12 protein-coding genes are annotated in these 13,908 nt (G+C 70.1%); 7 read left to right on the top strand and 5 right to left on the bottom strand.

Features of this window, described 5'->3' with window-relative positions:
- Window positions 1-74 precede the first annotated feature (74 nt).
- Window positions 75-1,451: a S1 family peptidase gene (locus ABZT04_RS30745; RefSeq protein ID WP_356060248.1), complete on the bottom strand. Its 1,377-nt coding sequence runs from the start codon at window positions 1,449-1,451 to the stop codon at window positions 75-77.
- Between the two features lie 662 nt (window positions 1,452-2,113).
- On the opposite strand from ABZT04_RS30745, the gene ABZT04_RS30740 reads away from it, so the two are divergent.
- The 4 genes from ABZT04_RS30740 to ABZT04_RS30725 all read left to right on the top strand — a co-directional run bounded on the left by ABZT04_RS30740 (window position 2,114) and on the right by ABZT04_RS30725 (window position 8,267).
- The gene (locus ABZT04_RS30740) at window positions 2,114-2,329 is read left to right on the top strand and encodes a type A2 lantipeptide (RefSeq protein WP_356060247.1); all 216 of its coding nucleotides are present in this window, start codon (window positions 2,114-2,116) and stop codon (window positions 2,327-2,329) included.
- Between the two features lie 94 nt (window positions 2,330-2,423).
- Window positions 2,424-3,230 (top strand): HlyD family efflux transporter periplasmic adaptor subunit, encoded by an 807-nt coding sequence (locus ABZT04_RS30735; protein WP_356060246.1) that lies wholly within the window; start codon window positions 2,424-2,426, stop codon window positions 3,228-3,230.
- Window positions 3,227-5,449: an NHLP family bacteriocin export ABC transporter peptidase/permease/ATPase subunit gene (locus tag ABZT04_RS30730; protein WP_356060245.1), complete on the top strand. Its 2,223-nt coding sequence runs from the start codon at window positions 3,227-3,229 to the stop codon at window positions 5,447-5,449. Before ABZT04_RS30735 ends, ABZT04_RS30730 begins: the two co-directional genes overlap by 4 nt.
- A 1-nt stretch (window position 5,450) precedes the next feature.
- A complete protein-coding gene (locus ABZT04_RS30725; protein WP_356060244.1) occupies window positions 5,451-8,267 on the top strand; it encodes an NHLP bacteriocin export ABC transporter permease/ATPase subunit in 2,817 nt (938 codons plus the stop codon).
- Window positions 8,268-8,271: 4 nt separating this feature from the next.
- On the opposite strand, the gene ABZT04_RS30720 is transcribed toward ABZT04_RS30725, so the two are convergent.
- The 3 genes from ABZT04_RS30720 to ABZT04_RS30710 all read right to left on the bottom strand — a co-directional run bounded on the left by ABZT04_RS30720 (window position 8,272) and on the right by ABZT04_RS30710 (window position 10,090).
- The gene (locus ABZT04_RS30720; protein WP_356060243.1) at window positions 8,272-8,799 is read right to left on the bottom strand and encodes an SRPBCC family protein; all 528 of its coding nucleotides are present in this window, start codon (window positions 8,797-8,799) and stop codon (window positions 8,272-8,274) included.
- A gap of 6 nt (window positions 8,800-8,805) precedes the next feature.
- A complete protein-coding gene (locus ABZT04_RS30715; RefSeq protein ID WP_356060242.1) occupies window positions 8,806-9,147 on the bottom strand; it encodes a metalloregulator ArsR/SmtB family transcription factor in 342 nt (113 codons plus the stop codon).
- 100 nt (window positions 9,148-9,247) lie between these two features.
- Window positions 9,248-10,090, bottom strand: coding sequence for an alpha/beta hydrolase (locus ABZT04_RS30710; protein WP_356060241.1), 843 nt, complete (start codon window positions 10,088-10,090; stop codon window positions 9,248-9,250).
- 122 nt (window positions 10,091-10,212) lie between these two features.
- Between ABZT04_RS30710 and ABZT04_RS30705 the strand changes: the two genes are divergently transcribed.
- Complete coding sequence (locus tag ABZT04_RS30705) at window positions 10,213-11,715, top strand: MFS transporter (protein ID WP_356060240.1); 1,503 nt, start codon at window positions 10,213-10,215, stop codon at window positions 11,713-11,715.
- Window positions 11,716-11,955: 240 nt separating this feature from the next.
- Window positions 11,956-12,333 carry an STAS domain-containing protein gene (locus ABZT04_RS30700; protein WP_356060239.1) on the top strand — a complete coding sequence of 126 codons (378 nt, stop codon included), beginning with the start codon at window positions 11,956-11,958 and terminating at the stop codon, window positions 12,331-12,333.
- A gap of 150 nt (window positions 12,334-12,483) precedes the next feature.
- Here ABZT04_RS30700 and ABZT04_RS30695 read toward each other — a convergent pair whose 3' ends face one another.
- On the bottom strand, window positions 12,484-12,921 hold the full coding sequence (locus tag ABZT04_RS30695; protein WP_356060238.1) for a protease inhibitor: 438 nt from the start codon (window positions 12,919-12,921) through the stop codon (window positions 12,484-12,486).
- A gap of 369 nt (window positions 12,922-13,290) precedes the next feature.
- Here ABZT04_RS30695 and ABZT04_RS30690 point away from each other — a divergent pair, with 369 nt between their 5' ends.
- Complete coding sequence (locus tag ABZT04_RS30690; protein WP_356060237.1) at window positions 13,291-13,842, top strand: hypothetical protein; 552 nt, start codon at window positions 13,291-13,293, stop codon at window positions 13,840-13,842.
- Window positions 13,843-13,908 lie beyond the last annotated feature (66 nt).

Raw genomic sequence — 13,908 nt, 5'->3', positions numbered from 1 at the left:
CAGGGCGGTCCGGCCCTCCCGCCGGAGGGCCGGACCGATCCACCGCCGACCTTGAACCGCTGGAAGGGGTCGGGTCAGTGGCTTGAGGTGAGCGAGGAGCCGTCGTCGGCTCCGGTGCCCGTCCCGTCGCCGGTGCCGTCCGTGGCGGACGGGTCGACCGCTCCGGACTGGTCGCCCGTGCCGTCGGTGGCGGACGGGTCCACGGCTCCGGACTGGTCGCCGGTTCCGTCGGTGGCGGACGGGTCGGCAGCGGTCGCCGACGGGTCCGCCGTGGCGGTGTCGTCGCCCGCGCCGGCACCGGCGCCCGCGTCACCGAGGGTGGCCCCGGTCGCCGTGAGCGCGGCGGTGACCGGCTGGAAGAAGGTCTCGCCGCCGCTGGTGCAGTCGCCGCTGCCGCCGGAGGTGAGGCCGACCGCGCCGCCGTCCTGGGTGAAGAGCGAGCCGCCGCTGTCACCCGCCTCGGCACACACGTCCGTCTGGATGAGGCCGTTGACGGTGTCGACACCGTTGGGGTCGGTCTCGCTCTGGAAGTTGACGGTCGCGTCGAGTCCGGTGACCGTGCCGTCGTGCAGACCGGTGGTGGAGCCCATCCGGAAGACCTGCGTGCCGACCGTGGCGTCCTCGGCCTGCGTGATCTGGACGGTCTGGCCGTTGCCCACGTTGACGTCACTCGTGGTCTGGGTGGCCGGGTCGTCGTACTTCACGAGTGAGAAGTCGTTGCCGGGGAAGGTGGCCTGGTCGACCGTGGCGATCGGCTGGCCGTCCTGCGTGTCGGACCACTCCTTCGCCGCGACACCGCAGTGTCCGGCGGTCAGGAAGGCGGGGGTGCCGTCGCTCGCCGTGACGTTGAAGCCGAGGGAGCAGCGGACGCCGCCCTGGTCGGTCTGGGCGAAGATGGCGTCGCCGCCCGAGACCAGCGTCTTGAAGGAGCCGGCGGTCTTCTTGACGGTGGCCATGTTCGTGCCGAGGCTCTTGACCGTCGACAGCACGGTGTCCCAGTCGGAGCCGGTGACGGTGCTGTCGGCGAGGACCTGGATCTTGTTGGTCTTCGGGTCGACCGACCAGGCCGTGCCGGGGACGGTGGCCTTGGTCTTCAACACCTTTGCGGCGGCGGTCAGTTCGGCGGTGCTGTTCTGCACCTCACGCACCTTGGCGCCGGCCTTCTTCGCCTGGACGACCACGTTGTTGTTGTCGCCCGGGACCACGTTGACGACGAGCTGCTGGGAGGCACTGTCGTAGTAGGACCCGGCGAAGGCGTCGCCCAGCAGTCCGGCGATCTGTGACGAAAGGTCAGCGGCGCCCGTCGCCTTGAGGGTCTTGGGGGTGGCGGCGCCTGCCGAGTTGTCCTGGGACGCGTTGGCGTTCGGCAGCAGGATCGCCGCCGCTCCGAGTGCAGCGACACCGCCGACGGCTATCGCGGCCTTGCGCTTCGGAATTCGCTTGTGACTCAAACTTCTCGACCTCCTGGGGACCGGGGTCTGTGGCCGCTGTGCGGCGGCCGATGGGGGCGCCTGGATGCCCGTTGATACGCACGCGTCACACGGGGCGTTCAATTCCGTTTCCCAACTTCCTTTGCAAAACAGCGAATCGGCCATGACCCACAGCGCAACGGCCGCCCCGGCCTGCTCGCACACCGACCCGGCCCGGACACCCCCGAACCGACACGGAACGCGATCGGTCGGCAACGGTCGGTCGAGAACAGCGAGCGGAATCCTCACTTCAGGGAATCTGCACAGCGCGTACCCAACGAAGTCACCGGCTGCGGCGTATCTGCACATGCGCACACACCCAGGGACTCCTTTGGTACGGAGTGCCTGATTCCGCGTCGGGTCGGCAAGGGGTCGTCGCGCAGCGATGACGTGCAGGGTGTGAAGAAGTCGCCGACATGCGGTGCGCGCGCCTGCACGGTTCGCCACGTGTGGGGCTCAAGTGCCCTGGTGAGACGGATGTTTGATTGGCTGCGTCCACCCGCAGCGTGCTTTGATCCATCGCACCGCAGGAGCCACCACGGCTCCGGTGAACGGCGCCCGGCGCCTGCGGCCGCGGCCGTCGCTCTGTCCCCAGAGGGGGCCGCTCCCCCCTTGTGAATATCCATATGAAGGGAAGTTCCATCATGAACTCCACCCCCCAGGTTGAGACCGTCGAGATCTCCGACGCCGAGCTCGACAACGTCTCCGGCGGTCTGTCCGTGAACGCCCTCGGCACCGTCACCGGCCTGGTGGACGGCGTCGCCCCGGTCTCGGGCCTGGTCGACACGGTCGTCGGCACCGTCCAGGGTGTCACCGGCCTGAACGTGACCCCCGTCACGAACCTGGTCGCCGGTCTCTGATCGCACCTTGTTCCACCGAGTCCCGGAGCCGTTTCCCGGCTCCGGGACTCTCGGGTTGCCGTAAAAGATCTCTCCCACAGGTGAGGGAAGTCCCGTGCAGTTCCGCCAACAGGCCCTCGCCAAGCTCCAGTCGCCCGAGGAGCTCGATCTTCCGGTGCGCTTCGCGCGTCCCCAGGGCTGGCTCGTGCTCTCCGTGACGGTGATCGTGGTGGCCGCCGCCTCCGTGTGGGCGGTCACCGGCTCCGTGGCGTCCACGGTCGGGGCGTCCGCCATCCTCACGCACGGGGAGGGCAGTTACATCCTGCAGAGTCCCGTCGCCGGGCAGGTGACCGCGGTCCTCGCCCAGGAGGGCGAACGGCTGCCCGCCAACTCCCCGGTCCTGAAGGTCCGTACGGCCGACGGCGACTCCGTCGTGCGCACGGTCGCCGCGGGCCGGATCACCGCGCTCGCCGCCACCATCGGCCAGATCATCCAGACCGGCGCGAACGTCGCCGCCGTGGAGAAGGTCGCGCACGCCACTGACCCGCTCTACGCCACGGTGTACGTCCCCGCCGAGAACGCGGCCTCGATCCCCGCGAACGCCGCCGTCGACCTGACCGTCTCCTCGGTGCCGACCCAGACGTACGGCGTGCTGCGCGGCCAGGTGAAGGCCGTGGACCGGTCGGCCCAATCGGCGCAGCAGATCTCCGCGTTCCTCGGGGACAGCCAGTTGGGCGAGCAGTTCACCAAGAAGGGCAGACCGGTGGCCGTGCTGGTGAAGCTCGACAAGTCGGCGCGCACGAAGAGCGGTTACAAGTGGTCGTCCCAGGACGGACCGCCCTTCGCCCTCACCTCCATGACCATGGCCTCGGCCTCGATCCGGCTGGCCGATCAGCGTCCCCTCGATTGGCTGCTGCCGTGAGCCGCGCACAGGACACCCGTTCGCGGCGCCGCTCCGCCCCGCCGAAGCGCCCGGTGCCCAAGGGCCGTGCGAAGACGGTCCGTTCACCCACGGTGCTCCAGATGGAGGCCGTCGAGTGCGGCGCCGCCTCCCTCGCGATGGTCCTCGGCCACTACGGCCGCCACGTCCCGCTGGAGGAGCTGCGCATCGCCTGCGGTGTCTCCCGGGACGGCTCGCGCGCCAGCAATCTCCTGAAGGCGGCCCGCAGTTACGGCCTCACGGCCAAGGGCATGCAGATGGACACCGCCGCCCTCGCCGAGGTGCGCTCCCCGGCGGTCCTGTTCTGGGAGTTCAACCACTACGTCGTCTACGACGGCATGGGCCGGCGTCTCGGCCGGCGCGGGGTGTACATCAACGACCCCGGCAAGGGCCGCCGGTTCGTGCCCATGGAGGACTTCGACTCCAGCTTCACCGGAGTCGTCCTGGTCATGGAGCCGGGCGACGGTTTCGAGAAGGGCGGCCGCAAGCCGGGCATCCTCGGCGCGATGCCGGCCCGACTGCGCGGCACCGCGGGCACGATGCCGGCCGCCGTCCTGGCGAGTCTGCTGCTGGTCCTGGTCGGCGCGGCGATGCCCGCGCTCAGCCGGACCTACATCGACATGTTCCTGATCGGCGGTCAGACCTCCCTGCTGGGCGTCCTGTTCGCGTCGATGGGCACCTGCGTCCTGCTCACCCTGCTGCTGACCTGGCTCCAGCAGACGAACCTGCTGCACGGCCGCATCATCTCCTCCACCCTCTCCAGCGCCCGCTTCCTGCGCCATCTGCTGCGGCTGCCGGTGACGTTCTTCTCCCAGCGCAGCCCGGCCGACCTGGTGCAGCGCCTCCAGTCGAACGACTCGGTCGCGGAGACCCTGGCCCGCGACCTCTCGGCGGCGGGCGTCGACGCGGTGGTCGTGGTGCTGTACGCGCTGCTCCTCTACACCTACGACCCCCAACTCACGTATGTGGGCATCGGGGTGGCGCTGCTGAACGTGGTGGCGATGCGGGTCGTCATCCGGCTGCGCGCGACCCGCACCGCGAAACTGCGCGCCGACTCCGCCCGACTCACCAACACGGCATACACCGGCCTCCAGTTGATCGAGACGATGAAGGCGACCGGCGGCGAGGACGGCTACTTCCGCAAGTGGGCCGGACAGCACGCCACCACCCTGGAGGAGCAGCAGCGGCTCGGCGTGCCGAGCGCCTGGCTGGGCGTGGTCGCGCCGACGCTGGCCTCGCTCAACAGCGCGCTGATCCTGTGGATCGGCGGTATGCGGGCGGTCGAAGGGCACATCTCCGTCGGCCTGTTGGTGGCTTTCCAAGCGCTCGTCACCCGCTTCACCGCGCCGATCACCCGGCTCAACGGTGTCGCGGGCCGCATCCAGGACTTCGCGGCCGACGTGGCCCGCCTCAAGGACGTCGAGAACTTCCAGGCAGATCCCCTCTACTCCCGTGGGGGCGGCGGCGATTCGACGCGCCGGCTGCAAGGACACGTCGAGCTGGAGAACATCACCTTCGGCTACAGCCCCCTCGACAAGCCGCTGCTCACCGGCTTCTCGCTGACGGTCGGCCCGGGTCAGCAGGTGGCACTGGTCGGCGGCTCCGGCAGCGGCAAGTCGACGGTGTCCAGGCTGATTTCGGGTCTCTACACGCCCTGGGAGGGCGTGATCCGCATCGACGAGCACCGACTGGAGGACATCCCGCGCGGCGCGCTCGCCGCCTCCGTCTCCTTCGTCGACCAGGACGTGTTCCTCTTCGAGGGCTCGGTCCGCGACAACGTGGCGCTGTGGGACCCGTCGATCCCGGACGAGGCCGTCACGGACGCACTGCGGGACGCGGCCCTGTACGACGTCGTGATGCGGCGGCCCGGCGGCATCCACAGCCGGGTCGAGCAGGACGGGCGGAATTTCTCCGGCGGCCAGCGTCAACGCCTGGAGATCGCACGGGCGTTGGTGCGCAGGCCCAGCATCCTGGTGCTCGACGAGGTGACCAGTGCCCTGGACGCGGAGACCGAGCAGGTGGTGATGGACAACCTGCGCAAGCGCGGCTGCGCCTGTGTGGTGATCGCGCACCGGCTCAGCACCGTGCGCGACAGCGACGAGATCGTCGTGCTCGAACACGGCACGATCGTGGAACGCGGGCGGCACGACGCCCTGGTGGCGGCCGGCGGCGCGTACGCCACGCTGGTCAAGGAGCGGTGAGATGACGTCCGTTCACGAGGGCGACCTGGTCCTCGGCGCGCTGGGATCCCTGGGCACGCCGATCGACTGCGCCGGACTCAACCGACTCGACCTCGAAGGCCCGCAGGTGCTGTGGCTGGTCGCGTCGGGCGCCATGGACCTGTTCGCGGTGGACGCCGTGCAGCAGGGCCACTGGCACCACCTCGGCCGCCTGGAGGCGGGCTCGCTGCTGCTCGGCCCGGTCGCCGGGCCCCAACACACGCTGGTGGCACGCCCGTTGCGGGACTGCGTGGTGCACCGCATCGGTCTGCGCGAGCTGTACCAGCCCGCGAACACCCAGACCTGGTCGTACGACGAGTACGGCAACCCCCAGTACGTGCCGCCGACTTCGAGCCCGCTCGAATACGCTCTGGCCCTCGGTGTCGGCCGCGGGCTCTCCATCCTCTTCCAGGCACCGATGGCCGGCGATCGGGCCGCCGCGCTCACCGACGACGACGTGTTCTGGATGCAGGTGCCGCCGGGCAGTGTGCAGTACGGGTCGATGTACGGCGCGGAGGCGGCGGCCGACCTGCTGATGGACCCGGGTGTCTGGCAGGGCATGGTCGACCAGCAGTACCGCCTGCTGTCCACGCTGGACAAGTGGATCGAGCAGGTGGAGCGCACCCACGAGACACGAACGGCCGCCGGTATCAAGGCCGGTGAGGCGGTGCGCGCCCAGGCCGACCGCACACTGCTGGCGTCGATCGGCAAGTCCTCGGCGCGGCGCACCACGGCCGCCGACGCCGACGCGTCGTACGCGGCCTGCAAAGTGGTCGCCGAGGCGGCGGGCATCACGCTGGCCGAGCCCGCGCAGAGTGGCAGCGAGAGCGAGCGGCTCGATCCGGTCGAGCGGATCGCCCTCGCCTCCCGGGTCCGAGTGCGGGCGGTACGGCTCGACGGGCGCTGGTGGCGGGACAACGTCGGTCCGCTGGTGGGCCACCGGGCCTTGTCGGGGGCGCCGGTCGCGTTGCTGTGGCGGCGCGGCGGCTATGTCGCCGTGCATCCGGCGACCGGGCGCGAGACGCCGATCGAGAAGGCGAACGCGGAGGAGTTCGAGCCGCGCGCGGTGATGTTCTACCGCCCGCTGCCCGAGCGGCGGCTCAGTCCGCTCAGGCTGCTGCGGTTCAGCATGCACGGCACCGGCGGCGACCTGTCGAACCTGCTGATCAGCGGGCTGGTCACGGTCGCGATCGGGGCGCTGGTGCCGATCGCCACGGGCAAGGTGCTCGGCGAGTTCGTGCCGAAGGCCCAGACGGGACTGATCGTCCAGGTCTGTCTGGCCGTGATGGTCACCAGCGTGGTCGCGGCGGCCTTCATGCTGCTGGAGAACCTCACCATCCTCCGCCTGGAGGGCCGTATCGAGGCCACCCTCCAACCGGCCGTCTGGGACCGGCTGTTGAGACTTCCCACGAAGTTCTTCACCGAACGCTCGACGGGCGAGCTGGCGAGCGCGGCGATGGGCATCAGCTCGATCCGCCGTCTCCTGGCCGGAGTTGGGCCCGTGGTCGCCCAGTCGGTGACGGTCGGCTTGATGAACCTCGGGCTGCTGTTCTGGTACAGCTCCTCGATGGCGCTGGCGGCGATCGGCATGCTCGTCGTGATCGCGGCCGTGTTCCTCGGCCTCGGCCTGTGGCAGGTGCGCTGGCAGCGCCGCCTCGTCGTCCTCAACAACAAACTGAACAACCAGGCGTTCCAGACCCTGCGCGGCCTACCGAAGTTGCGGGTGGCCGCGGCCGAGAACTACGCCTACGCGGCCTGGGCCTCCGAGTTCGCGCGCAGCCGGGAACTCCAGCAGAAGGTCGGCCGGATCAAGAACCTCACCACGGTCATGGGAGCGGTGTACCTGCCCGTCTGCACCCTGCTGATGTTCATGCTCCTCGCGGGCCCGGCGCGCGGCTCGATGTCGGCCGCCGCCTTCCTGACCTTCAACACCTCGGTGACGATGGTCCTCACCTCCGTCACCAGCCTGACCGGTGCCTTCGTCTCCGCGGTGTCCGCGCTGCCGCTGTTCGAGGAGATCAGGCCGGTCCTCGACGCGGCCCCCGAGGTCCGCACCGCGAGCACCCGCCCCGGGCAGCTCTCCGGCGCGATCGAGGCCCGCCGGGTGTCGTTCCGCTACGCCGACGACGGCCCCCTGGTCCTCGACGACGTGTCCTTCGAAGTCCGCGCGGGCGAGTTCGTGGCGATCGTCGGCCCCAGCGGCTGCGGCAAGTCGACCCTGCTGCGCCTCCTGATCGGCTTCGACAAGCCGGTCTCCGGCAGCGTCCTCTACGACGGCCAGGACCTCGGCGCCCTCGACCAGTCGGCGGTGCGGCGGCAGTGCGGGGTGGTGCTCCAGCACGCGCAGCCGTTCACCGGTTCCATCCTGGACGTCATCTGCGGCACCGAGCCGTTCACGCCGGAAGAGGCGATGGCGGCGGCCGAGATGGCAGGGCTCGCCGAGGACATCAAGCGGATGCCGATGGGCCTGCACACCATCGTCGCGGGCAGCGGCGCGGTCTCGGGCGGCCAGCGTCAACGCCTCATGATCGCGCAGGCGTTGATCCGCAGGCCGCGCATCCTGTTCTTCGACGAGGCGACCAGCGCCCTGGACAACGAGACCCAGCGCACGGTGATCGAGAGCACCAAGGCGCTCAACGCCACCCGCATCGTCATCGCGCACCGCCTCTCGACCGTCCTGGACGCCGACCGCGTGATCGTCATGGAGGACGGCAAGGTCGCCCAACAGGGGCCGCCCGCCCAGCTGTTGGCGGACACGGGCGGCCGACTGCACGAGCTGGTGCGGCGGCAGATGGCCTGAGGGGTCAGTCCAGGCCGGGGACCGGCGCGCCGGAGGGGACGCCGGCCGCGAGATAGCCGTCGTAGAACTCCTTCCAGGGTGCGCCGGCACCCGCGTGCGGGCCCTCGAACCGCTCGCCGCGGGCCTTCGCGTCGAGGGCTGCCAGGCAGACCTCCCAGCCGGCGCCGTTGCGGGACGCGGTGTCCGCGGCGCTCAGGACGTTGGTGAGAGTGAAGCGGGTGCGCTTCTCCTCGATCTCCTCCAGGTCGAAGTGCAGCTCGTCGCCGCCCCATTCGAAGGAGAGGTGCCGGGGCGCTTCGACGGCGAGGACGCGGCCGCTGGACTCCGGCATGTTGGGGTCGCCGCTGAAGGTGACCGTGCCGCCTGGGCGCAGCTCGAACTCGGCGCGCGAGGGGAACCACTGGGCGAGTTCGTCGGGGTCGGTCACGAACTGCCAGACACGGTCGACCGGTTGGTCGTAGGTGCGGCTGAACCGGACGGCGGGGCGGCCGTCGTCGAGGGTCAGATACGTTCCGGTGAGGTCGACGGACATGGCGGATCAGTCCTTCGGGGTGGGGTGCGGGGTGTCCTCCGCCGCCTCGTCGAGGCGGCGGCCCAGCCTGTCCAGGCTGTGGTTCCACAGCTCGCGGTAGGGGGCGAGCCAGGCGTCGAGTGCGGCGATCGGCGCGGGGTCGAGCGCGTAGACCCGGCGCTGCGCGTCCTGCCGCACCCGGACCAGGCCCGCGTCCCGCAGTACCCGCAGATGCTTCGACGTGCTGGGCTGACTCAGACCACAGGACTCCACGATCTCACCCACGGGCCGGGGCCGCTCCAGGAGCAGGGCGACGATGGCCCGCCGGTGGGGATCGGCGAGGGCGGTCCAGAGCGGGGCATCGGACATGAGTCCAATATGCCTCTTCGGTTATATGCCGGTCAAGGCATTCACCAGAGGCCCACCGGGCACGGCCGCGGCCGGCGTTGGTCAGAGAGCTGCTCGGTCCTCACTGGCTGACGCCCTCCCAGAGTGGCGGAACATCCCCGCCACGGCTGTGCATCTGGGTCGCCAACACCCTGACCGCCGCCGCGAATCGGGCCGGGTCGCGCAGGAACTCCATGTGGATACCGGGGAATTCGACCCACGGTGCTCCGATCCGGCGGGCGATCTCGATCGACGGGCGGGCGTAGTACGTGCCCCGGTCCTCCGATCCCGCGCCCAACACGATGGGGAACGGGGCCGACTTGAGCGCGTTCTCGTGGGGACGGAAGGCGGCGAAGCCGGACCACTCGGCGCCGAAGAGGTGTTCCTGGTTCCCGAGGAACCGTGTCCAGAGGTCACCGGGCCAGCGGTACGTCCCCTCGCCGCGCGTCGTCTCCGCGAACCGGCGGCCGGCCGCGGGCGCCCCGCCCCGCTCGTACAGTGCGGCCAGTTCGACAAAGAAGCCACAGTCGGGGTCGCCGTCGGGCAGGACGTTCACGGCGGGGGGTTCATGGGCGATGAGGCCCGCCATCACCTCCGGGTGCAGCGCGGCCAGCGTGAGCCCGATGATCGCTCCTCCGCTGTTGCCGAACACCAGGGCCCGCCCGCCGGCCAGGCCGTCGACGAGGGCTCGGGCGTCGGCTGCCTGCACGGCGAGATCCATCGGCGCCCCTGACCGGCCGGTGCTGCGCGAGTTGCCGCGTCGGTCGTAGGTGATCACCGTGAAGGCGTCGGAGAGCAACTCCGCGATGCCGGAGTAGTACCCGGCGTCTCCCCCGGCCCCGCTGATCAGCAGCAGCGTCGGTCCGGTGCCGCGCACTTCGTAGTACAGCCCGGCCCCATCGGCCTCGCACACGCCACTACGCATGCCTGATCCCATCCCCAGCGAAACGTTGCCGTTTCGCTGAAAGTGCTCTAGTGTCGATGTGTACGAAACCGTTTCGTTTACGTTTTGGTAAACCCCGAACGACTTCCCTGGAGTGGTTCCCGATGTCCCAGAAGACTCTGACCGAAGACACCCGGTCGGGTGCCGGGGAGGCGCAGTCCGCGGCCCCCTCGAAGCGGTGGTGGATCCTCGCGATCGTCGCCGTCGCGCAGTTGATGGTCGTCCTCGACGCCACCATCGTGAACATCGCCCTGCCGTCGGCCCAGAGGGACCTCGGTTTCTCCGACGGCAACAGGCAGTGGATCGTCACCGCGTACGCCCTCGCGTTCGCCTCCCTGCTGCTCCTCGGCGGCCGGATCGCCGACCTGTTCGGCCGCAAGACCGCCTTCCTCGTCGGTGTCGTCGGATTCGCCGCCGCCTCCGCCCTCGGCGGAGCCGCCACCAGCTTCGAGATGCTGGTCACCGCACGCGCCCTCCAGGGTGTCGCGGGCGCGCTGCTCGCACCGGCCGCGCTCTCCCTGCTCAACACGACCTTCACCGACGCCCGTGAGCGCGCCCGGGCCTTCAGTGTCTACGGCGCCATCGCCGGCGCCGGCGGTGCGGTGGGTCTGCTGCTCGGCGGGGTGCTGACCGACGCCTTCGACTGGCGCTGGACGCTCTACGTCAACGTCGCCATCGCCTTCGTCGCCTTCGCGGGCGGCTGGGTCCTGCTCACCAACCACCGCGACGCGGCGGGCTCCAAGTTGGACGTGCCGGGCACGGCACTGGTGGCCGGTGGTCTCTTCTCCGTCGTCTACGGCTTCTCCAACGCCGAGACGCACGACTGGAGTTCACCCCAGACCTGGGGCTTCCTGATCGCCGGTGGTCTGCTGCTCGCGGCCTTCGCCTGGTGGCAGACGCGTGCCAAGCACCCGCTGCTGCCGCTGCGCATCCTGCTCGACCGCAACCGGGCCGCCTCGTTCATCACCGTACTGATCACCGGTGCGGGCATGTTCGGCGTGTTCCTCTTCCTGACCTACTACCTCCAGTTGAACCTCGGCTTCAGCCCCACCAAGACCGGTGTCGCGTTCCTGCCGATGATCGGTGCGCTGATGGTGATGGCGCAGGTGGGCACCACCGTCCTGGTGCCGCGGCTGGGCCCGAAGACCATCATTCCGCTGGGCTTCGCGATCGCCATGCTCGGCATGGCCTGGCTGACCGGTATCGGCGTCGGCTCTTCCTACGCGAGCCATGTGCTGCCCCAGTTGATCGTGATCGGTGCGGGCCTCGGCATGGTGATGCCGCCGGCGATGCAGCTCGCGACGGGCGGTGTGGCCGCCGAGGACGCGGGTGTCGCCTCCGCGACGGTCAACGCCATGCAGCAGGTGGGCGGTTCGGTCGGCACGGCCCTGCTGAACACGCTGGCCGCGAGCGCCGCGACCGACTACCTGGCCGGGAAGGACGCGACCAGCAAGCTGGTCCAGGCCCAGGCGACGATCGAGAGCTACACCACCGCCTTCTGGTGGTCGGCCGGCTTCTTCGCCGCGGGCGCCCTGATCGCGTTCGGGCTCTACCGCCGCGGCGTCCCGCAGCAGGACGCGGACGCCGCCCCGGTCGTCCACATGTGATCCGCCGCACCTCAGCCTGAGCCGCACGGATCGAGGGGCCGCCGTCCGCAGGGAGACGGCGGCCCCTCTTCACTTCCGGCGGACCGGACGCCTGAACTACCGACAGAAAGTCAACCTTTCAGACCGGAATTCACCATGTCGAGTGAACTAGATCTTGCGGGCGGCGAGTTCAGGGATGCCCGGGACCTCAGCGGGGTAACTACCGAGACCCGAAGCGCCCCGTGCCGAGGTGGAGCGGCCATGACTGCCGAAGCGGACGAACGCGACAGGCCCGCCGCCAACTCCTGTGCCCGGACCCGGTCGAGCGGCCCCTTCACCGTGATCGAGGTCTCCGGCGAGATCGACATGGCGACCGCCGACTTCGTCATCGAGCATCTGGACGCGGCGACCGCGGTCGCCGAGCCCGACGTCCTGGTCGATCTGCGGCCCGTCGAGTTCCTCGACTGCTCGGGGCTGCGCGTTTTGTGCCGGGCCGAGCGGCGGGCCAGGGAGCGTGGCGGCCGGCTGCGCATCGTCTCCGACGGGCCGCGCATCGACCGCCTGCTGCGCGCCTCGGGCCTGTCCGGCCGTTTCCCACCGCTCCGCGCCCTTCCGGCGCCTTCCGGTTGCGCCGACTAAGGCGGCACACATGATGCCAGGGGCCGGCGGGCGACCCCACACCGCCCGGCCGACCCCTGGTGCGGGATCGCAGTCCTCCGTGACAGGGGCACGCACTCCCCAGCTACGGACCCTCCCTGGTGCTCACGGAGATCGTGCGATCCCGGTCTCTCAGAACGTGAAGACGCCTCCGTATCCGAAGGAGTCCTTCACGCACTCGTTGGAGAAGACGCGCTCGTAGGAGACGCGTCTGCCCTGCCACACACCGTCGACCGTGACGACGACGGGGCGGTAGAGCTTGTTGCAGAGCACGTCGTCCCGGGCCGCCAGGGCGTCGAAGTCGCCCCGGACACCGCGCAGTTCGGCGCAGGCCTCGGCGGCGGCCGGGTGGGTGCCCGAGGAGGTCGGCGCGCAGGTGAGGGTCACGGCTCGTTCCGGTGTGGCGAGGGCGGCATCGTCGCCGTGACCCATGGTCAGCACCAGGGCCGAGGGGGCGTAGAGCGCGGACGGGCCGGTGCCGTGGGCCGCGAGGGCGGTCCCGGTCAGGGGCCCGCAGACGGCGGTGGCCGTCAGGCCCAGAGTCGCTGCCCAGCGCGCGGTGTTCCGCATTGTGTGCATCCTTCCGCTCGATGCGGACCGATGACGAACCATCGGTTCGTGGTCGGTCCGACGTGGTGCCGGTCCCGCTCGGTCGGTGCCGGACCGGCGGGCGCCACTCTGCCGAGTCCGCCGCCGAAACTCACATCCGACCCACAGGTTTCAGTAACCTTGCGTGTTGAATCAGTGGCGCGAAGTCACAGAATTCGAACGTGTGGGCCCCGGAACGGTGGGCCCGACGATCGCCGGATCGAGCCGGATGGCCGGTTTACCCGTGCTCACCAATCGTCCTGAAACAGTCCCGAAACGTTCCGCTTCAGCTCTCGGCGCACTCCGCCGCAGCCCCTTGCGTTCGCCGCGCTCGCGAGTAATGGTCATTACATGATTACGACAGAGCAGCAGGAGAAGCTTCGCGGCTGGTTCACCGGCCGTCTGCCCGACGACCTCTTCGAGGAGCTGGTCGAGGTCACGGTCGACCGCGAGGAGGTCACCGTGATCGGCCGTATCCCCGCGCCCCGGCTCGCCGAGGACGTGTCGGACGCCGAGAAGGAGGCGGCCGTCCAGGGCCGGGTCCAGGAGTTCCGCGAGCGCACCCGGGAGACTCGGATCGCGGTCGCACGCGAGGCGGAGCACCGGTTCCGCAGGAAGGTCTCGTGGGGTGTGGAGTGCGCCGGGGAACGCTCCCTGTTCACCCACATCTCCGCACCCGTCATGACCCGGCTGCGCCAGCCCGAGCGCCAGGTCCTCGACACCCTCATCGCCGCCGGCGTGGCCCGCAGCCGCAGCGACGCCCTGGCCTGGTGCGTCCGCCTCGTCCAACGCCACACCGACGACTGGCTCACCGAACTCCGCGACTCCCTCGAACACGTCCAACGGGTCCGCGCCCAGGGGCCGGACGCCGAGCCTGAGGATGCGACGGGCGACAGCGCCTAGGAACAGCGGTGGATGATTCCTCCGACCGCGGCACGAAGGATGTGACCGCCTCTCCGGCGCGGACCT

Source organism: Streptomyces sp. NPDC005492 (assembly GCF_040605995.1).
In the GTDB taxonomy this organism is placed as follows: domain Bacteria; phylum Actinomycetota; class Actinomycetes; order Streptomycetales; family Streptomycetaceae; genus Streptomyces.
This window is presented reverse-complemented; position numbering and strand designations above follow the sequence as displayed.